Source organism: Kribbella sp. NBC_01245 (assembly GCF_036226525.1).
Lineage (GTDB): Bacteria > Actinomycetota > Actinomycetes > Propionibacteriales > Kribbellaceae > Kribbella.
Map to the genome: position 1 here is coordinate 5,270,463 of NZ_CP108487.1, position 20,062 is coordinate 5,290,524.

19 protein-coding genes and 1 tRNA gene are annotated in these 20,062 nt (G+C 67.2%); 13 read left to right on the forward strand and 7 right to left on the reverse strand.

What is annotated here, in order from left to right; genetic code table 11:
- Nucleotides 1-12 precede the first annotated feature (12 nt).
- From OG394_RS23730 to OG394_RS23755, 6 genes are all read left to right on the forward strand, one after another.
- The gene (locus tag OG394_RS23730) at nucleotides 13-930 is read left to right on the forward strand and encodes a metallophosphoesterase (protein ID WP_328989247.1); all 918 of its coding nucleotides are present in this window, start codon (nucleotides 13-15) and stop codon (nucleotides 928-930) included.
- A gap of 54 nt (nucleotides 931-984) precedes the next feature.
- Nucleotides 985-1,061, forward strand: a tRNA-Pro gene (locus OG394_RS23735).
- 107 nt (nucleotides 1,062-1,168) lie between these two features.
- Complete coding sequence (locus tag OG394_RS23740; RefSeq protein ID WP_328989248.1) at nucleotides 1,169-1,585, forward strand: hypothetical protein; 417 nt, start codon at nucleotides 1,169-1,171, stop codon at nucleotides 1,583-1,585.
- On the forward strand, nucleotides 1,578-2,288 hold the full coding sequence (locus OG394_RS23745) for a carbohydrate-binding family 9-like protein (protein ID WP_328989249.1): 711 nt from the start codon (nucleotides 1,578-1,580) through the stop codon (nucleotides 2,286-2,288). The genes OG394_RS23740 and OG394_RS23745 overlap by 8 nt, the downstream gene beginning before the upstream one ends.
- An 89-nt stretch (nucleotides 2,289-2,377) precedes the next feature.
- Nucleotides 2,378-3,139: a CoA transferase subunit A gene (locus tag OG394_RS23750; protein WP_328996864.1), complete on the forward strand. Its 762-nt coding sequence runs from the start codon at nucleotides 2,378-2,380 to the stop codon at nucleotides 3,137-3,139.
- Nucleotides 3,139-3,768, forward strand: coding sequence for a CoA transferase subunit B (locus OG394_RS23755; protein WP_328989250.1), 630 nt, complete (start codon nucleotides 3,139-3,141; stop codon nucleotides 3,766-3,768). Before OG394_RS23750 ends, OG394_RS23755 begins: the two co-directional genes overlap by 1 nt.
- Here OG394_RS23755 and OG394_RS23760 read toward each other — a convergent pair.
- Entirely contained in the window at nucleotides 3,758-4,999 is a 1,242-nt protein-coding gene (locus tag OG394_RS23760; RefSeq protein ID WP_328989251.1) for an alpha/beta hydrolase family protein, read from the reverse strand. The genes OG394_RS23755 and OG394_RS23760 overlap by 11 nt on opposite strands.
- A 193-nt stretch (nucleotides 5,000-5,192) precedes the next feature.
- Between OG394_RS23760 and OG394_RS23765 the strand changes: the two genes are divergently transcribed.
- Entirely contained in the window at nucleotides 5,193-6,080 is an 888-nt protein-coding gene (locus tag OG394_RS23765; RefSeq protein WP_328989252.1) for a carbohydrate kinase family protein, read from the forward strand.
- Between the two features lie 134 nt (nucleotides 6,081-6,214).
- Here the strand turns inward: OG394_RS23765 and OG394_RS23770 are convergent, their stop codons facing one another.
- A complete protein-coding gene (locus tag OG394_RS23770; protein WP_328989253.1) occupies nucleotides 6,215-6,916 on the reverse strand; it encodes an NUDIX hydrolase in 702 nt (233 codons plus the stop codon).
- Nucleotides 6,917-6,979: 63 nt separating this feature from the next.
- On the opposite strand from OG394_RS23770, the gene OG394_RS23775 reads away from it, so the two are divergent.
- Together OG394_RS23775 and OG394_RS23780 are read left to right on the forward strand one after the other, a co-directional pair.
- Entirely contained in the window at nucleotides 6,980-7,969 is a 990-nt protein-coding gene (locus OG394_RS23775; protein WP_328989254.1) for an SPFH domain-containing protein, read from the forward strand.
- Nucleotides 7,966-8,838 (forward strand): hypothetical protein, encoded by an 873-nt coding sequence (locus OG394_RS23780; protein WP_328989255.1) that lies wholly within the window; start codon nucleotides 7,966-7,968, stop codon nucleotides 8,836-8,838. Before OG394_RS23775 ends, OG394_RS23780 begins: the two co-directional genes overlap by 4 nt.
- Before the next feature lie 2 nt (nucleotides 8,839-8,840).
- Here OG394_RS23780 and OG394_RS23785 read toward each other — a convergent pair whose 3' ends face one another.
- Nucleotides 8,841-10,322 carry a purine-cytosine permease family protein gene (locus tag OG394_RS23785; RefSeq protein WP_328989256.1) on the reverse strand — a complete coding sequence of 494 codons (1,482 nt, stop codon included), beginning with the start codon at nucleotides 10,320-10,322 and terminating at the stop codon, nucleotides 8,841-8,843.
- Between the two features lie 259 nt (nucleotides 10,323-10,581).
- Between OG394_RS23785 and OG394_RS23790 the strand changes: the two genes are divergently transcribed.
- On the forward strand, nucleotides 10,582-12,561 hold the full coding sequence (locus OG394_RS23790) for a CocE/NonD family hydrolase (protein ID WP_328989257.1): 1,980 nt from the start codon (nucleotides 10,582-10,584) through the stop codon (nucleotides 12,559-12,561).
- 84 nt (nucleotides 12,562-12,645) lie between these two features.
- Here OG394_RS23790 and OG394_RS23795 read toward each other — a convergent pair whose 3' ends face one another.
- Complete coding sequence (locus OG394_RS23795) at nucleotides 12,646-13,830, reverse strand: trypsin-like serine protease (RefSeq protein WP_328989258.1); 1,185 nt, start codon at nucleotides 13,828-13,830, stop codon at nucleotides 12,646-12,648.
- Between the two features lie 422 nt (nucleotides 13,831-14,252).
- Here OG394_RS23795 and OG394_RS23800 point away from each other — a divergent pair, with 422 nt between their 5' ends.
- On the forward strand, nucleotides 14,253-15,245 hold the full coding sequence (locus tag OG394_RS23800; protein WP_328989259.1) for a helix-turn-helix domain-containing protein: 993 nt from the start codon (nucleotides 14,253-14,255) through the stop codon (nucleotides 15,243-15,245).
- Nucleotides 15,246-15,444: 199 nt separating this feature from the next.
- Entirely contained in the window at nucleotides 15,445-15,645 is a 201-nt protein-coding gene (locus OG394_RS23805; protein WP_328989260.1) for a hypothetical protein, read from the forward strand.
- Between the two features lie 16 nt (nucleotides 15,646-15,661).
- Here the strand turns inward: OG394_RS23805 and OG394_RS23810 are convergent, their stop codons facing one another.
- Both OG394_RS23810 and OG394_RS23815 read right to left on the reverse strand, forming a co-directional pair.
- Entirely contained in the window at nucleotides 15,662-16,765 is a 1,104-nt protein-coding gene (locus OG394_RS23810; RefSeq protein WP_328989261.1) for an aspartate-semialdehyde dehydrogenase, read from the reverse strand.
- Nucleotides 16,762-18,030: an aspartate kinase gene (locus tag OG394_RS23815; protein WP_328989262.1), complete on the reverse strand. Its 1,269-nt coding sequence runs from the start codon at nucleotides 18,028-18,030 to the stop codon at nucleotides 16,762-16,764. The genes OG394_RS23810 and OG394_RS23815 overlap by 4 nt, the downstream gene beginning before the upstream one ends.
- A gap of 270 nt (nucleotides 18,031-18,300) precedes the next feature.
- Here OG394_RS23815 and OG394_RS23820 point away from each other — a divergent pair, with 270 nt between their 5' ends.
- Nucleotides 18,301-18,630, forward strand: coding sequence for an ArsR/SmtB family transcription factor (locus tag OG394_RS23820; protein WP_328989263.1), 330 nt, complete (start codon nucleotides 18,301-18,303; stop codon nucleotides 18,628-18,630).
- A gap of 28 nt (nucleotides 18,631-18,658) precedes the next feature.
- Here OG394_RS23820 and OG394_RS23825 read toward each other — a convergent pair whose 3' ends face one another.
- Nucleotides 18,659-20,005 carry a hypothetical protein gene (locus OG394_RS23825; protein WP_328989264.1) on the reverse strand — a complete coding sequence of 449 codons (1,347 nt, stop codon included), beginning with the start codon at nucleotides 20,003-20,005 and terminating at the stop codon, nucleotides 18,659-18,661.
- Nucleotides 20,006-20,062: the final 57 nt, after the last annotated feature.

The following is a 20,062-nucleotide window of genomic DNA, read 5'->3' on the forward strand; positions in this document are numbered from 1 at the left end:
CAGGCTGGGTGAATGAACTACCGGCGGATCGCCCGAACGGCGGCCAGTGCGGCGGCCGTGACCTCGGCCGTTGGTGCGGCCTGCCTGGCCTACGCGACCTTCGAGGCGCGCTGGTTCACGCTGCGGCGCTTCACCGTGCCACTGCTGCCACCGGGGTCCGACCCGCTGAAGGTGCTGCATCTGTCCGACCTGCACCTGATGCCGAAGCAGGATCGCAAGGTCGACTGGGTCCGCGAGCTGGTCAGGCTCGAGCCGGATGTGGTCGTGACGACCGGTGACAACATCGCCAGCAAGCAGTCCCTGCCGCCACTACTCCGGGCGTATGAGCCGTTGCTGGACCTCCCGGGCGTCTTCGTCTACGGCTCGAACGATTACTGGGAGCCGCACTTCAAGAACCCGTTCAAGTACCTGCTGCCCGCGACCAAACAGCGCCACAAACCGCACGGCCCCGACCTGCCGTACGAGGAGATGCGCGCGAGCTTCACCGATCGCGGCTGGCTCGACCTCAACAACGCGAAGTCCGTGCTCAAGGTGAACGGGCTGCGCCTCGACTTCGCCGGTACGGACGACCCGCACATCCGCCGCGATCGGTACGACGCGATCGCGGGCCTGGTCGACCCGGCGGCAGACCTCTCGATCGGCGTCACCCACGCGCCGTACCTGCGCGTCCTCGATCGGTTCGTCGAGGACGGGTATCCGTTGATCCTCGCGGGGCATACGCACGGCGGGCAGGTGGCGGTGCCGTTCTACGGGGCCCTGGTGACGAACTGCGATCTCGACACGTCCCGGGTGAAGGGCCTGAACACGTACGGCACGGAAAAGGGCCAGGCCGCGCTGCACGTATCGGCCGGTCTCGGTACGTCGCCGTACGCGCCGATCCGCTTCTGCTGCCGGCCGGAAGCGACCCTGCTCACCCTCACTGCCAGGTGACGGGATAACCCGATTTCGCACCAGGCGAGCGCGCATGTAAGCTAACGCCGACTTCGGGCTGTGGCGCAGCTTGGTAGCGCGCGTCGTTCGGGACGACGAGGTCGCAGGTTCAAATCCTGTCAGCCCGACCAACCTCAGGGCCGGTCACTCGCAAGAGTGGCCGGCCCTGAGTCATTCCCTCCCGCCACTACCGTCCGGAGTACTGCGCGGAGAGTGAACTTGTCGGTAGCCTGCGGCCATGAGCGCTGACGAGGAGGCTGAGGCCAGAGGGTTGCCGCCGATGCCGCCCGTGGTCCTGCTGGCCGTAGTCGGCCTGCTGTGCGGGTTTGTGGTGGTCGGGCTGGTCTGGCTGAGTGGTGAGGGCTGCGCGCGCACCAGGGACACCGGCAAATGCGGCGCGCTCGGCCTGCCGCTGCTGATCCTCAGCGTCGTGGTCGCGATCGTGCTCGGCACCATCGCGTTGCGGCGGCTGGCGCTGGAGAATCCCGGGCTGATCTCGTTCCTCGGGGTGGCGTTCATGTGCCTGATCGTGGTGGGCCTGCTCTCGGACCGCCTCTACTCGACCTGGACCCTGTTGATCATTCCCGGCCTGACCGCCGTCACCTTCCTCGTGGCCGACCTCCTCGCGAAACGGTTGAACCGTGCCGATGCCTGACCAGAGCCCCCGCCGCTACGTATGCCGCCGTACCGACGAGGCCCCGCCGATCGACGGCACGCTCAGGCATCCCGCCTGGGCGGCAGCCCCGTGGACCGAGGACTTCGTCGACATCCTCGGGCCGGAACCCACGCCACGCCTGCGGACCCGGGCGAAGCTGCTGTGGGATGACGAGTTCCTGTACGTCGGTGCCGAGCTGGCCGAGCCGCACGTCTGGGCCACGTTGACCGAGCACAACACGATGCTGTTCGTGGAGAACAACTTCGAGATCTTCATCGACCCGGACGGCGACGGGCAGAACTACTACGAGTTCGAGATCAACTGCCTCGGCACCACCTGGGAACTCACCCTCACCAAGCCGTACGCCGCGGGCGGTGACGCGATCGACCCGACCAACCTGCCGGGTCTGCGGACGGCGGTGTGCGTCGACGGTACGGCGAACGACCCGGGCGACCTGGATCGCGGCTGGTCGGTCGAAGTGGCCCTGCCGTGGTCGGGCCTCGCGTCGTACAACGTGGGGCGGGCGACTCCGCCTGCGCCCGGTGACGAGTGGCGGATGAACCTGATGCGGATCGAGTGGCCGCATGACGTGGTGGACGGGAACTACCGCAAGGGTGAGGGCGAGGACTTCTGGGTCTGGTCCCCGCAGTACCAGCCGACGATGCACGCGCCGGAAACCTGGGGCGTGGTGGAATTCGGCTGACGGCTGTGGCCGACGTCATCTCGATGGCGGGGCCGGTGGGCGTTAGTGTCGGCTGGAGAACCGTCGCCGACCTGCAATGGAGCAGCCGCATGGACAAGACGTACGACTCACCGCAGGCCGCGGTGGCCGATATCGGTGACGGCGCGAGTCTCGCCGTCGGCGGTTTCGGGCTTTGCGGCAATCCGATGGAGCTGATCCGGGCCCTGCACGACCTCGGTTCGACCGGCCTCAGCGTCGTCTCGAACAACTGTGGCGTGGACGACTGGGGTCTCGGCATCCTGCTGGCCGATCGGCGGATCGCCAAGATGACCTCGTCGTACGTCGGGGAGAACAAGGAGTTCGCCCGGCAGTTCCTGTCCGGTGAGCTGGAGGTCGAGCTGACCCCGCAGGGCACGCTGGCGGAGAAGCTGCGCGCGGGCGGTTGCGGCATCGCGGCCTTCTTCACCCTCGCCGGCGTCGGGACCCAGGTGGCCGATGGCGGGCTGCCGCAGAAGTACAACACCGACGGCTCGGTCGCGAAGGCCTCGGCCGCCAAGGAGACGCGCGAGCTCAACGGTTCGACGTACGTGCTGGAGGAGTCGATCACCACCGACTTCGGCCTGGTGCACGCACTCAAGGGTGATACCCACGGCAACCTGGTCTTCGATCGCAGCGCGCGCAACTTCAACCCGCTGGCGGGGATGGCCGGCCGGATCACGATCGCCCAGGTCGAAGAGCTGGTCCAGCCGGGCGAGCTCGATCCGGACAGCGTCCACCTGCCGGGCGTGTTCGTCCAGCGAGTGGTTGCCGTTGGCAAGGATATCGAGAAGCGGATCGAGAAGCGGACCGTACAACCGAAGGCGAGTGTCTGATGCCCCTGACCCGTGAACAGATGGCGGCCCGGGCGGCGGCGGAGCTCGAGGACGGGCAGTACGTCAACCTCGGTATCGGCCTGCCGACGATGATCCCGAACTACATTCCCGAAGCCGTCACCGTCGTCCTGCAAAGCGAGAACGGCATCCTTGGTGTCGGTCCTTACCCGGCCGACGGCGAAGAGGATCCGGATCTGATCAACGCCGGCAAGGAGACGGTCACAACGTTGCCCGGGGCATCGTATTTCGACTCGTCATTGTCGTTCGGCATGATCCGCGGCGGCGCGATCGACGCAGCCGTGCTCGGCGCGATGCAGGTCTCGGAGACCGGCGACCTGTCGAACTGGATGATCCCCGGCAAGATGGTCAAGGGCATGGGCGGCGCGATGGACCTCGTGCACGGCGCCAAGCGCGTGATCGTGCTGATGGAACACGTCGCGAAGGACGGCTCGCACAAGATCCTCAAGGAGTGCGACCTGCCCTACACCGGTCTCGGCGTGGTGGACCGGATCATCACCGACCTGGCCGTCCTCGACATCACGCCGGACGGGCTGAAGCTGGTCGAGCTCGCCGATGGTGTCACCTTCGACGAGCTGCAGAGCAAGACCGGAGCCACCATCAAGCAATGAAGCGTACGTCGGGATGCCGCGGCGACTCGCCCTGCCAGAGTCGCTGCGGTATCCCACGTAGGTGCTGGTCGAAGAACCCGGGCAGGTAGGCGTTGAGCGACCGGTGGATCCGCTCGGGATCGACCGAGCCGATGGTGTTCGCGATCAACGTCGGCGGCACTGGGAAGAACCGGCCGAACCACGGGATCAGCGCCTGGTGGTCGATGAACGTGTAGTGGCCGCCCAGCGGGACGTTGAGATCGCGCTTCCAGCCGGTCGAGTTGTCCCAGAAGCGGCCCCACGATTTCTCGGTCAGGTGGGTCTGTGGGCCGCCTCCGCTGGCCGTGTTGCCCGCGCCCATCAGCAGGAACGGCCGATCCAGACCATGCCGTACGACGGGTGCCGGGTCGGCGTCGGTATAGCCGTAGCCGAGTGTGCCGTCGAGGTCGATCCCGGCTTTGACTCGGTGGTCGACGTCCATTACGTCGGCGGCCGTGATTCCTCCGGCGGAGTGGCCGTACGCGCCGATCCTTTGCAGGTCGAGGATGTCGCCGAGGCCGTTAGGTAGTTGCCGTCCGCCCGCGTCGGGGTTGTTGCCTTGGGCAAATTGTTGCAGGGAGTCGAGGACGAACCGGACGTCGGCGACGCGGGCATCCCTTGCCAGCTTGGCGTAACTGCCGGTGGGTAGGGTTTGCACCTCGAGCCGGCCGCCGGGGAATTCCACGCCTGCGACCTCGTAGGTGTGGTCGACGGTGACTACGACGTACCCGCGACTGGCGAGCTCGGTGACCATGATCGAGCCGAGGCCGCGCGGTACGCCGAAGCCCGGCGAGAAGATGACGACCGGGCGTTTACCCCACGAGCGGCTGATTGGGGCCGCGAGGCCTGCGTGGGCGCGAGCGCCTGCCCAGTCGACGGTGTCCGCGGGCTGTTGCAATGCGATCGCGGCGCCTTCCGCGTAGAGGGCCGCGGTGAGCGGCGGGAGGTACGGCGCCGCCGGGGCCGCGCGGCTCGCGGGATACCAGACGCTGACCATCAACTCGCGCGTCCGTTCCGGCCGATAGGGATCAGGCCGCCCGGCTTGCACCAGATGCAACTCGGTCGTCCCCACCGGAAACGGCCCAGTCGGCCGGGGGAACCGCAACCGCACCGGCCGCCGAGATCCAGCGCGCTTTGCCTGGGCGGTCAGCGTGGTACCCGGCGCGACCAACGCGGCACCGGCAATCCCAAAGAGAACCCGTCTTGTCAGCATGCCCTCAACCCTCACGGATCCGCGCCCGCCCCACCCCTGCCATCCGGCACGCCTCACCACTGCCGAAAGTCGTGAACTTCTTATGCGTTCATTCGTCGGAATCCGCCCTCACAGGACCGCGGCGAGGCACCTGTCCGCGGCGGGAAGAGGGCGGATTCCGACGAATGAACGCATAAGAAGACGAGAATGAGGGATGGACCTTTTCGTACTTGGCGGCGTCGGGATTGACACGATTGTGCGGGTGCCGGGGTTGCCGTTGGCGGTGACTGAGACGATTCACGTTGAGCCGGTTGAGTCGTACGTCGGTCATACCGGCCACGGGGTCGCGCTTGGGGCGCATCGGCTCGGGTTGCGGACGGCTTTCGCGGACGTCATCGGCGACGATCCCGAAGGCTTGCGGATTCGCGCGACGTACGACGAATTGGGTCTGCCGTTCCACGCCGTCGTACATCCGTCGGGCACTCGTCGCGCGGTCAACCTCGTCAGTCCCGACGGACGCCGGCTCTCGCTGTACGACGGGCGGCATCCCGCGGGCCTGCGGGTCGATCCCGCGCTTTGGCGGCAGCACCTCGATGGCCTGCGGCACGCACACGTCTCGATCATGGACTTCGCTCGCCACGCGTTACCCGACTTGGTCGAGGCCGATTGCACGATCTCGACCGACTTGCACGATTGGGACGGGCAAAACCCGTATCACCAGGACTTCGCGTACGCCGCCGACCTGGTCTTCCTCTCCACGAGCGCTTTGACCGAGGCGGTCCCGGCCGAGCGGATCTTCGCGAACGGCCGGGCGCAACTCGTCATCGCCACCTCCGGCGCGGCCGGCAGCACCGTCTTCACCCCCGACGGCCAGTCCCACCACGTCGACGCGGTGACCCTGCCTGACCGCCCGGTCGTCGATTCCAACGGCGCCGGCGATGCCTACGTCGCCGCCTTCCTCGCGAGCTGGCTCAACGACGTCGACCCGCAAACAGCGGCGAAGACGGCGTCGATCGCAGGCGCCTGGGCCTGCGGCTCCCCCGGCACCCACACCGACCTCATCACCGCCGACCTCCTCTCTGCCGCGAGTGGTCACCCCTGAACCTCCCGGGCACAGACGCGACCACTCGCACCCAAATCCCCACGAGTGGACGCGTCATACCCGACCACTCACGCCCGAAAACCCCACGAGTGGACTCGTCATACCCGACCACTCACGGCCGGAGGAGAGGACTGCTAGCGCGTGAGAGGTGGGTGGAGGGTGGTTGCGGGGCCGCGGTGGAAGAGTTGGGCGGGGCGGCCGCCGTCGCGGGTGGTGGTCTCGCCGGTGGGTACGACGAAGCCTTCGGTTTTCGTGGCCTTGCGGTGGAAGTTGCGCGGGTCGAGCGGCACACCCCAGACCGCCTCGTAGACCCCGCGCAGCTCGGAGATCGTGAACTCCTGCGGGCAGAACGCCGCCGCCAGCGGGGAGTACTCCAACTTCGCCCGGGCCCGCTCGACGCCGTCGGACAACACCCGGTGATGGTCGAACGCCAGCCGCCGCTCGTCCCCCAGCACTTCGGCAACGGAGACCCACGACGCCGAGGCGGCGTCCGTCCCGGCAACGGGCGCGGGCAGATCCGGCACGAGCGCCAGGTAGGCCACGCTCACCACCCGGCCGCGCGGATCGCGCCCGGGGTCGCCGTACGTCGCTATCTGCTCGAGGTGGATCCGGTCCGAAGCAAGGCCCGTCTCCTCGGCCAGCTCACGCCGGGCCGCCGCCTCCAGACCTTCGGCCGGCCGGACGAACCCGCCCGGTAGCGCCCAGCGGCCCTTGTGCGGCGCGATGCCGCGGCGGATCAGCAGCACCTCGAAGGCGCTCGCGCGAACCGTCAGGATCACCAGGTCCGTCGCGACACCCATCGGCTCGAAGTCCATGCCGAGGATCTTAATCGTCACCTTGACGAAAAGCGACAACCCGCTTATCGTCATAGTGACGATTAAGAATCAGGGAGGCATCCGATGGCCGACATCAGCCGGTTCCGTTTTCTCAACCACTTGCGCGCCAACCCGACCACTCACGTCCGGCATCACCGCAACGGCCGGCTCGTGCACGACGGACCGGGCCAGGCGTTCTGGTTCCGCCCGCTGAACTCGGCGCTGAGCGAGATCCCGATCGACGACCGCGAGCAGCCGTTGCTGTTCCACGGCCGGACCGTCGACTTCCAGGACGTCGCCGTGCAGGCCACCGTGACGTACCGGGTGACCGACCCGGCGTTGGCCTCCCAAAGGATCGACTTCGGGATCGACCCCGATCACGGGCACTGGCGGTCCACTCCGCTCGAGCAACTCGGCGGCCTGATGACCGAACTGGCCCAGCAGGCGGCGGTCGACCTGCTCGCGCGCATGTCGCTCACGCAGGCGCTCTCCGAGGGCAGCGCCGCGCTGCGGCATCAGGTCGGCGAAGGACTACGCGAGGACCAGCGCCTGACCGAGATGGGTATCGGCATCGTCGACGTCCGTGTGGTCGCCGTACGGGCCGAGAGCGACGTGGAGCGCGCGCTGCAGACGCCGACGCGGGAGATGGTCCAGCAGGCGGCCGACAAGGCGACGTACGAGCGGCGCGCGATGGCCGTCGAACGCGAGCGGGCCATCGCCGAGAACGAGCTGCAGAACCAGATCGAGCTGGCCCGTCGCGAGGAGCAACTCGTCCTGCAGAAGGGGCAGAACGAGCGCCAGCGGGCCGTCGAGGCGGCTGCCGCGGGGCAGATCCAGACCGAGGCACAGGCCGGGCGGCAGCGGATGCTCAGTCAGGCCGAGGCGGATGCGAAGCGCGTTCTCGGTGCGGCTGAGGCCGAGGCGGAGAAGGCGCTGCTGGCGGCGTACCAGGATCTGGATCAGGCGACGATTCTGGCGCTCGCGATCAAGCAGGGCGCTCTGCCGGAGATCGGCACGCTGAACGTCACGCCGGATCTGCTCACACCGCTTCTGACCAGGCTGACGGCGCAATGAGCCTTCCACCGCGGGCCGTGGTGGTGCACCGGGCGACCGAGTTGACCGAGTTGATCGCCCGGCACGGCACCCGCCAGCAGGCCGGGTTCTTCCTGGCCGGCCGGGGCCGATCCCTGGCCGAGCTGGACGAACGGCACACCAGCCAGCAGGCAGCCCTCGCGGCGGTCTCGGCGGCCATCCCGCTGGACTGGCGGCGAGCCGTCGCCGAGCGGTCGGACCTGGACCGGTTCGTCTTCGGCCCGGAGGACGTGGTGATCGCCGTCGGCCAGGACGGCCTGGTCGCGAATGTGGCCAAGTACCTCGACGGCCAACCCGTGCTCGGCGTCAATCCCGAGCCCGCGCGCAACCCCGGCGTCCTGGTACGACACGCGCCTTCCGACGTACCGAAGTTGCTCACGGCAACAACCTCGGTGGAAGCGCGGACGATGGTTGCCGCGAGCACCGATGATGGCCAGCGCCTGGTCGCCCTCAATGAGGTGTACGTCGGCCACCGGACCCACCAGTCGGCCCGCTACACGATCAGCGCTCCCCACACAGAGCGTCAGTCGTCCTCAGGCCTACTCGTCGGCACCGGGACGGGCGCGACCGGGTGGTGCCGCTCGGCCTGGCAAGAGCGGCACAGCTCCTTACCGTTGCCGTCAGCAACGATGCCGACGTTGTGCTGGTTCGTCCGTGAGGCCTGGCCATCGCCCGCCACCGGTACGTCGTACACCGAAGGTCTGCTGACCGCGCCCGAGACACTCACGTTGAGCGCGGAGTCCGACCTGGTGGTCTTCGGCGACGGCATCGAGTCCGACACGCTGACCCTCACCTGGGGCCAGCGCCTGGACCTGACCGTCGCCGAAGTCCACCTCAACCTGATCGGCTGACGTCAGTGCATGTAGACGGGCTGGTTGTCGATCGCCTCCTGCTCACGGACGCGGGCGCGGCCGATGAGCACCTGGAGAACGAAGCCGAGGACCAGGGAAACGAGAACGCCGAGGTTGGCGTAGGCCCAGTCGCCCTCACGTCCGCCGAGGCCGAGTCCGAGGAAGTAGCCCTGCCAGTCGAGCCAGCCGGCCATGGTGTTGGTGACCAGGCCCCAGCCGATCAGCGTGCACGCCAGCAGGATGAAGATCGGCGGCCACTGGATGTTGCCGTAGCGGCCGCGCGGGGTGAAGAGCTCCTCGTCGGCGTAGTCGTGCTTCCGGTTGAGCATGTCGGCCAGCATGATGCCGCACCAGCCCGCGATCGGGACACCCAGCGTGATCAGGAAGCCGGTGAACTGGCCGAGGAAGTTCGAGGTGATGAAGACGATCGCGATCGTGCCGAGCACCATGATGATGCCGTCGATCAGCGCTGCGATGTGACGCCGGACCCGGACACCGGCTGCGAGCAACGCGAGACCGGACGAGTAGATGTCGAGCACGGCCCCACCGACCAGGCCGAGGATGGCGACGGTCGCGAAGGGCAGCAGGAACCAGGTCGGTAGCGCCGCCGCGAGGGCGCCGATGGGGTCGGCGGCGATGGCTTCGCTGAGGTTGGGCGAGGACCCCGCCAGGAGCAGCCCGAAGCTGAACAGCACGAGCGGTGCACACGCGGCACCGAAAGTGGTCCAGCCGATGACGCCACGGTTCGACGTCTCGCGCGGTAGGTAGCGGGAGTAGTCGGCGGCCAGGTTGACCCAGCCGAGGCCGAAACCGGTCATCAGGAAGACCAGCGCGCCGATCACCTGCTGGGTCGAGCCGCTCGGCATCGCGGCGACGGTGTCCCAGTTGACCTGGTCGGCGACGAGCAGGACGTACACGACGGTGAGCACACCGGTGATGATGGTGATCCCGGTCTGCAGCCACATGATCAAGTTGAAACCGATCACACCGGCCAGCACGATCAGCGTGCCGACCACCGCGAGCGCGACCGCCTTGGTCAGCGTGCCGCCACCCCAGCCGAGCTCACGGAAAACCGTGGCCGTGGCGAGGGTCGCCGTGACCGTCAGGAACGTCTCCCAGCCGACGGTGAGGATCCACGAGAGCGCGGCCGGGATCCGGTTACCCCGGACACCGAACGGCGCCCGGCTGAGCACCATCGTCGGCGCCGAGCCGCGCTTGCCGGCCAGCGCGATCAGGCCGCACAGAAAGAACGAGAAGGTGATGCCTGCCAGGCCGGCGAAAAAGGCCTGCCAGAACGAGATACCGAAGCCGAGCGCGAAGGCGCCATAGCTCAGCCCCAGGATCGAGACGTTCGCCCCGAACCATGGCCAGAACAACTCTCTGGCCCGGCCCCGGCGATGGGACCCCTTGACTACATCGATACCTGTCGTCTCCACCGCGAAGACCCGACGATCAGTCCGGCTCGCATGGCGGGGATCGCTCATGGCGGATCTCCTCTGGCTGGTTACCGCGGGACCTTATGGAAATGAGTCGAAAGGAAGCTAGTGGCGATCGAACCGAACGGTCAAGGACGGCGCGAGTCCGAAGTATTTCCCGTGACCTAGACGCAAAGTGATCAGCCCGGTGGAATCCGTGCGCACAACGCTGTCATTTCCGGTTAAAGTGCGGGCCATTCACCCGCTCGCGGCCCTATCGAGGGAGGGCCGGGGTGCTCCACCTACCGCCAAAGGGGAGTAATTTCGCATGCGCACGTCTCGACATCAGGCGCGAACCGCCTTCCGGAGCTCGGTGGCGCTGGTCGCCACCGCGGCCCTCGTCCCGCTGGCCTCGCTGACCGCGATCGCCGGCCCGACCTCCGCACCCGCATCCACCACGTCGGCAACCGCCGCCAAGCCCTTCGTCCAGGGCACGCAGACGGTTGCGGCGTACGACTACGACAACGCGATCCGGGAACGGGTGCAGGTCGAAGTGCCCAACACGGACGCCGACGACAACGGCGTCACCGACCGGGTCACCGTCGACATCATCCGCCCGGGTGAAGCGGCGCAGGCCGGGATCGACGTACCCGTCATCATCCAGGCCTCGCCGTACTACGCGCGCGACCCGAAGACCTACTTCGACGCCGACGGCACCAGGCAGGTCTTCGGCACCTGGCTGGACAACTACTTCGTGCCGCGCGGTTATGCCGTCGCCTTCGTCGATATGCCGGGTACGTTCCGGTCGACCGGCTGCAGCGATGTCGGCGCCGACTACGAGGTGCTCGGTACGAAGGCCGTGGTCGACTGGCTGAACAACCGTGGCACGGCGTACACGCCCGCTGGAGCGAAGAGCAGGCCCGACTGGTCCACCGGTAAGACCGGCATGATCGGCGTCTCCTGGAACGGCACCATCGCGAACTCCGTCGCCAGCACCGGCGTACGGGGTCTGGAGACCATCGTGCCGATCGCGGCGATCTCCAGCTGGTACGACTACACCCGCGGCCACGGGGTGCCCTTCTACGACGAGTACATGGGCTTCCTGCACGACTACGTCAGCAACGACGCCAGTCCGCGATGCGTCGAGATGACCGACGAGATCGAGCAGAACTCCGACACCCGCACCGGCTCGTACAGCAAGTGGTGGGACCCGCGGAACTACAACCTCGACGCCGACAACGTCCGGGCCAGCGTGTACGTCGTGCACGGGCTCGGCGACGAGAACGTGAAGACCCGGCACTTCGGCGAGTGGTGGGACGAGCTCGCGCGGAACGGCGTACCGCGGAAGATCTTCCTGCACCAGGGCGTGCACCTGGACGGGTTCAGCTTCCGGGACGAGTGGGTGAAGCGTCTGCACCCGTGGTTCGATTACTGGCTGCAGGGCCTCCAGAACAACGTGATGAAGACCCCGCAGGCGACGATCCAGCGCGAGGACGGCACGTTCGTCGAGGAATCGCGCTGGCCGGCCGTCGGCGTCAAGCAGACCAAGCTCAACCTGAGCAAGGCAGCGGGCGCTACGTCCGGTGGCCTCTCGATCGGTACGGGCAGCTCGACGCCGGTCAGCTTCACCGGTACCGACAAGGAGTCGACCGACGCCGCCGTACTCGATCCCACCACGGTCAAGCCCGAGCGGGCGGTCTTCCTCAGCAACGAGCTGAGCAAGGGCGTACGCGTCTCTGGCACCGCCAAGGTGACAGTGCGGGTCAAGGTCAACAAGGTCGCGTCAGGGATCAAGGCGCGACTTGTCGACTACGGGACGGCCTCGCGCTACTTGAACGTCAGCAACGTTCCGAACACCCGTGTGTGCTGGGGAGACGGCAACGAGGCTGACACCGGTTGCTACGCCGAGACCCAGATCAACAAGGCCACCTCGGACGTATCGGTCGTCGTACGGACTCTGGCGGACATCGGCCACTACAGGACGCTGAACCGCAAGGAGTCGCTGCAGGCCGGCAAGTGGTACGAGCTGACCTTCGAGCTCAACGCCGACGACGTGGTCTTCGCCGCCGGTCACCGCCTCGGCCTGGTGCTGACGGTAGAGCCCGACAACCCCTCAGTGCCGTTCACTGGCGCCACTGTGACGCTGGACCCGTCCCAGTCGTCACTGACGCTGCCGCTGACCGGTGCGACCGACAGCCTGGCCAAGACCGGCCCGGCCGAGCGAGTGGCCGCTAGCGACCTCGCGCAGCCCGAGCCGGAGAAGGACCCGGCCGAGCTGATGCGTCAGTTCGTTGAGGCATCCCGCTAACCGATGGTGAAAATCACGAGGCCCCGAGCAGTGTGCCCGGGGCCTCGTGCCGTCGCGATGGGTGACGACGAGCTCTCGTGTCTCTTAGAGCGTCAGACTCCAGCTGTCGATGAAGCCGATGTCCTGGGCGTAGACGTCCTTGACCTGGAGCTTCCAAGCGCCGTTCTTGACCTCACTGGAGGCGTTGACGGTGTACGTGGTGATGACGTTGTCGGCGCCGTCACTCGAACTCGAGTTCTTCAACCGGTACGCCGAACCGTCCGGCGCGATCAGGTCGATCACCAGGTCACCGCGGTAGGTGTGCTTGATGTCGACGGCGACCCGGCTGGCGGTCGAGGCGTTCCCCGTGCAAGCCGACGCGGTGACGGTGCTGCTGACGGCCGCACCCGGCGAGTCGGCGATGTTCACGTTGTTGGCGTTGGTGAACGGACCACATGTCGGGCCGGGACCAGTGCCGCCCCCCAGACTGTCGGCGGCGGACTTGATCGCCGTCGCGAAAGTACTGACCTGGGTATAGACGCCCGGCGCGCTCGGCCGGGCACAACCCTCGCCGTGGCTGACCACGCCGACCTGGATCCAGGCGTTGTTCGCGTCCCGGCGGAACATCGGGCCGCCGGAGTCACCCTGGCAGGTGTCGACGCCGCCGGTGTCCATCTTCCCGGCGCACAACTCGGCCGCGAAGATCAGGTCCGAGTAGTACGAACTGGCGTCGCGACAGGTGACGTCATCGACGTACGGCACCTGTGCCTTGAGCAGGTAGCGCTGCTGCGCACCGCCCTCGGTCGCGGCACCCCAGCCGGCCACCGTGAAGAGACCGGTGTCGTACGCCGTGGTGGTAGTGATCGGCAGCGTGGCGACACCCGTGATCGGGCTGGACAGCCGGATCAGGGCCCAGTCGCCACCAGTGCTGGTGCCGTACGTCGCCGACCGGTGCACGTAGTTCGACGTGCGCTTGATGGCCGTGGTGTCCTGCAGGTCGACCACGCCGACGGTGGCGGTGATCGAGCTGTTGTTTCCGGTGGAACCCACACAGTGCGCGGCGGTCAGCACCAGCTGATTGGTGAGCATCGAGCCACCGCATCCCATGGACAGCCTCACCATCCACGGAAATTCGCCTTGCGCTGCGCGGGTTCCACCCACCACCCGCGGGCCCGGATCATCTTGGGCGGAAGAATTGTTCTGGGCACTGGCCGTATGGGCCGGCACGACGACCAGGGCGGCGGTCATCATCACGGTGCCGGCGGCCTTGAGCAGTTGGAGACATCGCATTGGGACTCCTCCTCTACGACCTCACGAGTGAGATGCACAGTTTGTACACCCGTACACACACTCGGTGATGGCACGGAAGTGCGGCGGCACGGATTTGCCGGGATGATGAGGCAACCGAAACGCCGCTTGCTGACGAGGAAGACAATGGGAGCGGCCAAAGTAGACGAAAAGGCCGGAAATTGGATCAGCACCCCGGCGCCGCTCAGGTGGTCCGGCGCCGGGGTGCTGGACCACAATCATCGCGCGATACTGCGCAGAAATGGTGGCCCGATGGTGACACGGCACAAGAATGCTGACGCGGCAGCAAATGTCGCTCAGTGCGTCCGCCGGGATACGGACAGTGCTGGCCTGGTTTTTGGCTACGTTCTACCCTCTACTGTCGGTGGCAGGCAGTGACCACGCTCGGGAAGGAGGGGAGAAATATGCGCTCATCCGACACGGAGCGTACACAGCATTTACGGATCCTGGGCCTCGGTGGCGACGAGATCGCGGTCTACCAGCATCTCCTGCGCGCGGGACCGGCTTCGGTCAGCGATCTCGAGGATGCGACCGCGGGTCTGACGGGCACGCTGAGTGACGCTCTCGGGGGGCTGGTTCAGGCCGGACTGGCCCGTCGTTCGGGCTCGGACCACACCCGCTATCTGCCGGTTCCACCCGATGCCGGGCTGGAGGCGCTGACCCTGCGCCGCGAGTCCGAGCTGAAGCAGGCCCGGATCGAGGTGCTGAACGCGTACGACGAATTCCGCCGTACCGTGCACAACGAGTCGACCGCCCACCTGATCGAGGTGGTCACCGGTACGGCGATCGTCGAGCGCATCCACCAGATCAAGGGCAGCGCCCAGCGCGAGATCCTCGCCATCGACAGCCCGCCGTACTACCTGGGCGCCGGGCCGAACGCGACCGAGATCGAGCAGCTCAACCGGGGCGTGGCCTATCGAGTGGTCTACTCGCCGGAATCGGTCGAGGTGCCGGGCTATCTCACCGAGAACATCCTGCCCTGCGTGGAAGCCGGCGAGCAGGCGCGCGTGCTGCCCGACGTACCGGCGAAGCTGACCATCATCGACGGCTCGATCGCGTTCGTATCGATGTCGGTGCGCGACACCGATGTGAACCGGTCCCTGCTGATCATCCGGCCGAGCAGTCTGCTCACCGCGTTGATCGGCATGTTCGAGCTGTGCTGGCGAAACGCCCTGCCACTGCACGCGTCCGCCGGCGCCGAGGACGACCGTCTCGAACCGATCGAACGACGCCTGCTGTCCCTGCTTGCGACGGGGGCCGCCGACGACACCATCGCCCGCACCCTCGGCATCAGCCGGCGAACCTTTTTCCGTTACCTGGAACGCCTCATGAACCGAACCGGCGCCAGCACCCGCTTCCAACTCGCCCTCCACGCGGCCCGCGAAAACTGGCTCTAGACCACCTCTGCATTCATCGGTCCCAAATTGCCCTCTCCTGTTCGCTGACCTGCTCAGGTCCGCTGGGCTGAGAGGGCGATTCGGGACCGATGAATGCAGACGAAGTGGTGAGGGAGGCCGCCACTCAGGCAGACCCGCAGGCATCACCCTCGTAGACGGCCTACGCAAAACCGTAGAACAAGGCGCAGCCACGACCATCTTGGCCGCCGTCTCAGACCACCTGGACGGCGTCAGCGGTCACTACTTCGCCGACAACGCCGAGGCAATCCCAGTCACCCAACTCCCGTCCATGACCCCCGTCGGCCCCGCCTTCATGAACGCCGTCGCCCCCTACGCCCTCAACGAGGCCTCCGCCGACCACCTATGGGAGGAGTCCCTCCGACTCACCCACACCAGCTAGGCGACGCTCCGAGGTGTTAGGCCTTGGTGAGTTCCTTGGCTACGACCTCGGCGATTTGGGCGGTGTTGAGGGCTGCGCCCTTGCGGAGGTTGTCGCCGCAGACGAAGAGCTCGAGGGACTGGGGGTCGTCGAGGGATTTGCGGATCCGGCCGACCCAGGTGGGGTCGGTGCCGACGACGTCCGCGGGGGTGGGGAATTCGCCCTCGGCCGGGTTGTCGAACAGCAGTACGCCGGGGGCGTCGCGCAGCACCTCGCGGGCCTCCTCGACGTCCACCTCGGTGTTGAACCGCGCGTGCACGGACAACGAGTGCGTGGTGACGACCGGGACCCGGACGCAGGTCGCGGAGACCTTGAGGTTCGGCAGGCCCAGGATCTTGCGGGACTCGTTGCGGACCTTGAGCTCTTCCGAGGACCAGCCATCGTCCTTGAGCGAACCGGCCCACGGCACGACGTTCAGCACCAGCGGTGCCGGGAACGGCCCGAGCGCGTTGCCGACCACCCGTCGTACGTCGCCCGGAGTGGTGCCGAGGTCGCGGTTGCCGGCCACCTTCATCAGCTGGTCGTGCAGCGTGTCGATACCTTCCTGGCCCGCACCCGAGGCGGCCTGGTACGAGGACACGATGAGCTGGTCGAGCTCGTAGCGGTGATGCAAGGCGCCCATCGCGACGATCATCGACAACGTGGTGCAGTTCGGGTTCGAGATGATGCCCTTGGGCCGGTTGCGAACGGCTTCCGCGTTCACCTCGGGCACCACCAGCGGCACGTCCGGGTCCATCCGGAACGCGCCGGAGTTGTCGACCACGACCGCACCGCGGGCAGCCGCGATCGGCGCCCACTCGGCGGAAACCTCATCCGGTACGTCGAACATGGCCACGTCGATGCCGTCGAAGGCCTCCGCACTGATCGCGACGACCTCGACCTCCTCGCCACGGACCTTGAGCCGCTTACCGGCGGAGCGCGGCGACGCGATCAGACGGATCTCACCCCAGACGTTCTCCCGGGTGGAGAGCAGGGCCAGCATCACCGTGCCGACGGCGCCAGTGGCGCCAACGACAGCCAGTGACGGCAGTCCGGACCTGTCCTCGGTCTGTTCGATCGCAGCAGCGCTCACTGGGGTCACCGTCCTGTTCCTCCGTAGACGACTGCCTGGGTCTGGTCGTCGTCCAGGTCGAATGCAGTGTGCGCCGCGATGACCGCCGCGTCCACCAGGTTCTCGTCGACGACCACCGAGATCCGGATTTCGGATGTCGAGATCATCTCGATGTTGACCCCCGCGTCGGCCAGGGCCGAGAAGAACTTCGCCGAGACACCGGGGTGCGACCGCATCCCGACACCGACGACGGAGACCTTACCGATCTGGTCGTCGTAAAGCAGCTGCTCGTAGCCGACTTCGTCCTTCATTCGCGCCAGCGCGGACATCGCCCGCGAGCCGTCGGACCGCGGCAGCGTGAAGGAGATGTCGGTCCGGTTGGTGGCGACGGCCGACACGTTCTGCACGATCATGTCGATGTTCGTCTCGGCATTGGCGACGGTCTCGAAGATGCGCGCGGCCTCGCCCGGCTTGTCGGGCACGCCGACGACGGTGATCTTGGCCTCATTGCGGTCCTGGACAACGCCGGAGATGATCGCCTGTTCCATCTGACTCAATTCCTTCGCATCGACGACCCAGGTGCCTTCCTTCTGCGAGAAGGAGGAGCGCACATGGACGGGGACGTTGTAGCGCCGCGCGTACTCCACGCAGCGCAGGTGCAGGACTTTGGCGCCACAGGCCGCCATCTCGAGCATCTCCTCGTAGGAGATCTTCGGGATGTGCTTCGCGGCCGGCACGATCCGCGGGTCCGCGGTGAAGATGCCGTCCACGTCGGTGTAGATCTCGCAGTAGTCCGCCTCGATCGCCGCCGCCAGCGCCACCGCGGTGGTGTCGGAGGCGCCGCGGCCAAGGGTGGTGATGTCCTTGGTGTCCTGGGCGACGCCCTGGAACCCGGCCACGATCGCGACATGTCCCTCGGCGAGGGCGTCCTCGATCCGGCTCGGGGTGATGTCGATGATCCGCGCGTTCCCGTGTGCGGAAGTGGTGATCACGCCCGCCTGCGAACCGGTGAACGAGCGCGCCTGGTAGCCCAGGTTCGCGATCGCCATCGCCAGCAGCGCGGCCGAGATCCGCTCACCCGAGGTGAGCAGCATGTCCAGCTCTCGCGGTGGCGGCAGCGGTGACACCTGCTGCGCGAGGTCCATCAGTTCGTCGGTGGTGTCGCCCATCGCGGAGATGACGACGACCACGTCGTTACCGGCCTTCTTCGTCGCGACGATTCGTTGCGCGACGCGCTTGATGCAATCGGCATCAGCGACCGAAGAACCGCCGTACTTGTGCACGACGCGTCCCACTGATCTGTCTCCTCGCATTGTGAATACCAGCATTTCCGACTGGATCCGGAACGCGGTGCCGCACTGCACCATACGTAGTTGACCCGGGTCATTCTAGCCGGGGCGCGTCGCCGGCGGACCGGCCGACCATCTGCCGGTCCAGGCCTTCCGCGCGCCAGACTCGACTTCCGCAGGAACCACGCCCGCGGGCGGGCGAGACCGGAGACCTTCCGCCGACCGGCCCGGCGAACGCTGCTGGACTTGTATAAGTCCAAGCTGAATAATGGCGCCATGCACGCGTTCGACGTCCTGGGTGACCCGGTTCGGCGGCGGATCCTCGATCTGCTCGCCGACGGCCGGCTGCCCGCGGGCCACATCGCGGGCGTGATCGGCGACGAGTTCGGCATCAGCCAGCCGGCCGTCTCCCAGCATCTGCGCGTGCTCCGCGACAACGGCTTCGCCACCGTCACCGCCGAAGGCACCCGCCGCCTGTACGCCGTGGACCCGGCGCCCCTCCGCGAGATCGACACCTGGCTGGACCGCTACCGCTCCTTCTGGACCCAGCGCCTCGACGCCCTCGACACCGAGCTCCGCCGCGGCCGCCGCACCCCCAAGGACTGACCACAGCCCGCACACAGCCTCGCATGACTCAGACCACCGTGACGGACGAGCCGATGCGCGCACCGGTCCCGGTATACCAAAGCGCCGACCCGGCCGAATCCGATCCGGTAAGCGTCCAGTCGTACCGGCCCTTCGGCACGATTCGTCCCGCAGAGTCGCGCCCGTCCCAGCTGATCAGCGCATCGCCATTGCGGACGATGCACGCCAGCGTCCGGAACACCCGCGTGCCCTGGCGGAACACCACCGCGCACTGGGTCAGGCTCTTCGAGAACGGCAGCGACGCCCCGAACCGGCTGACATTCGGGTTGAACGAGCCGGGGATGATGCCATTGCCGAGATAACGCGCCCTGATCGGCGGGGTCGCGACGGCCGTGACGTGGGCGTTCTGGACGGCGCCGAGCCAGCCGATCCGATCACCGTCCAGGTCGAAGTGGACGGGGATCTGCGGTGGGTACTCGACCGGGATGCCGCCGGTCGACCCCTCGCTCGGGTTGGGCGGCAGCGCGCCGATCACCCGGATCGCATTCGAGCCCAGCGTCACCAGCCGGATCTCCCGCTTCGCGGTGATGGTGTCGAGCGCGAGGTGTGTCGCGGAGAGGTCGAGGTCCTTCGTGCCCCTGGTCGCGAAGGTCCGGACCGGGCCGAGAGCACCAGTCCCGCCGACGATCCGATAGCCCACCGTTTGCGAACACGGCCGGTCACGGTCCGGGCAGTCCGTGACCCAGGCGACGAGATTCCCGTTCACCGCAACACTCCGTACGCCGCTGCGCCCGATCGTCGCGACGAGCAGATCCACCCCGGTGGCCTGATCGCGACGGCGGACCTGTGTGGTCGAGGCCAGTTGCCGCGAATACACCAGATAGTTGCCGAAGGCATCGACCGCGCCGAATCGCCAGGGCGGTGGCGGTTGTACGTCGGGCTCCTGCGTACTCGTCCGGACGTCGTACCGGAAGTTGTAGGGGTAGATCATCGACGGGAACTTGTGCACCACCAGCCGGGTCCCGGACAAGGCCTCGGGAAATCCACCGGCGAACTTGGGCGCCCCCGTGCCGTAGCGGAGCTCACTGCTGACCATCACCCGGTACGCCGAGGCCACGACCAGGTTCGTATGCGTGCTGCCAATCAGCTGCGGCGGACCCACCACGATCGTGTCACCCGTACCGGACAGGCTCTGGCGGATCAGCTGGGACGGGCGGGGTGGTTCGAGTTCGTGAGCGGCATCGGTGGTGAAGACCGCTCCCGGCATCAGAGCGATGCCGTACTTCGCCGTGCCCACCGTGACCGTTCCCGGCGGGTCGACGGCCGCTGCCGTCGTCGTGGCTGGGGCGGGCAGCAGCGTGAGCGCTATCGCCAGAGGAAGACTGAAATGGGCCATGATTCTCACCGATCCTTACCCCGCTTGATGCCGCCACGCGCCCGAAGGTTGCGAAGG

Excerpts from the sequence above, each read along its gene's own strand:
- OG394_RS23795 (WP_328989258.1), bottom strand. The coding sequence starts at position 13,830 with ATGCGATGTCTCCAACTGCTCAAGGCCGCCGGCACCGTGATGATGACC.
- OG394_RS23775 (WP_328989254.1), top strand. The coding sequence starts at position 6,980 with ATGGCCGACATCAGCCGGTTCCGTTTTCTCAACCACTTGCGCGCCAAC.
- OG394_RS23790 (WP_328989257.1), top strand. The coding sequence starts at position 10,582 with ATGCGCACGTCTCGACATCAGGCGCGAACCGCCTTCCGGAGCTCGGTG.
- OG394_RS23750 (WP_328996864.1), top strand. The coding sequence starts at position 2,378 with ATGGACAAGACGTACGACTCACCGCAGGCCGCGGTGGCCGATATCGGT.
- OG394_RS23745 (WP_328989249.1), top strand. The coding sequence starts at position 1,578 with ATGCCTGACCAGAGCCCCCGCCGCTACGTATGCCGCCGTACCGACGAG.
- OG394_RS23740 (WP_328989248.1), top strand. The coding sequence starts at position 1,169 with ATGAGCGCTGACGAGGAGGCTGAGGCCAGAGGGTTGCCGCCGATGCCG.
- OG394_RS23780 (WP_328989255.1), top strand. The coding sequence starts at position 7,966 with ATGAGCCTTCCACCGCGGGCCGTGGTGGTGCACCGGGCGACCGAGTTG.
- OG394_RS23820 (WP_328989263.1), top strand. The coding sequence starts at position 18,301 with ATGCACGCGTTCGACGTCCTGGGTGACCCGGTTCGGCGGCGGATCCTC.
- OG394_RS23730 (WP_328989247.1), top strand. The coding sequence starts at position 13 with ATGAACTACCGGCGGATCGCCCGAACGGCGGCCAGTGCGGCGGCCGTG.
- OG394_RS23755 (WP_328989250.1), top strand. The coding sequence starts at position 3,139 with ATGCCCCTGACCCGTGAACAGATGGCGGCCCGGGCGGCGGCGGAGCTC.
- OG394_RS23760 (WP_328989251.1), bottom strand. The coding sequence starts at position 4,999 with ATGCTGACAAGACGGGTTCTCTTTGGGATTGCCGGTGCCGCGTTGGTC.
- OG394_RS23765 (WP_328989252.1), top strand. The coding sequence starts at position 5,193 with ATGGACCTTTTCGTACTTGGCGGCGTCGGGATTGACACGATTGTGCGG.
- OG394_RS23825 (WP_328989264.1), bottom strand. The coding sequence starts at position 20,005 with ATGGCCCATTTCAGTCTTCCTCTGGCGATAGCGCTCACGCTGCTGCCC.
- OG394_RS23800 (WP_328989259.1), top strand. The coding sequence starts at position 14,253 with ATGCGCTCATCCGACACGGAGCGTACACAGCATTTACGGATCCTGGGC.
- OG394_RS23785 (WP_328989256.1), bottom strand. The coding sequence starts at position 10,322 with ATGAGCGATCCCCGCCATGCGAGCCGGACTGATCGTCGGGTCTTCGCG.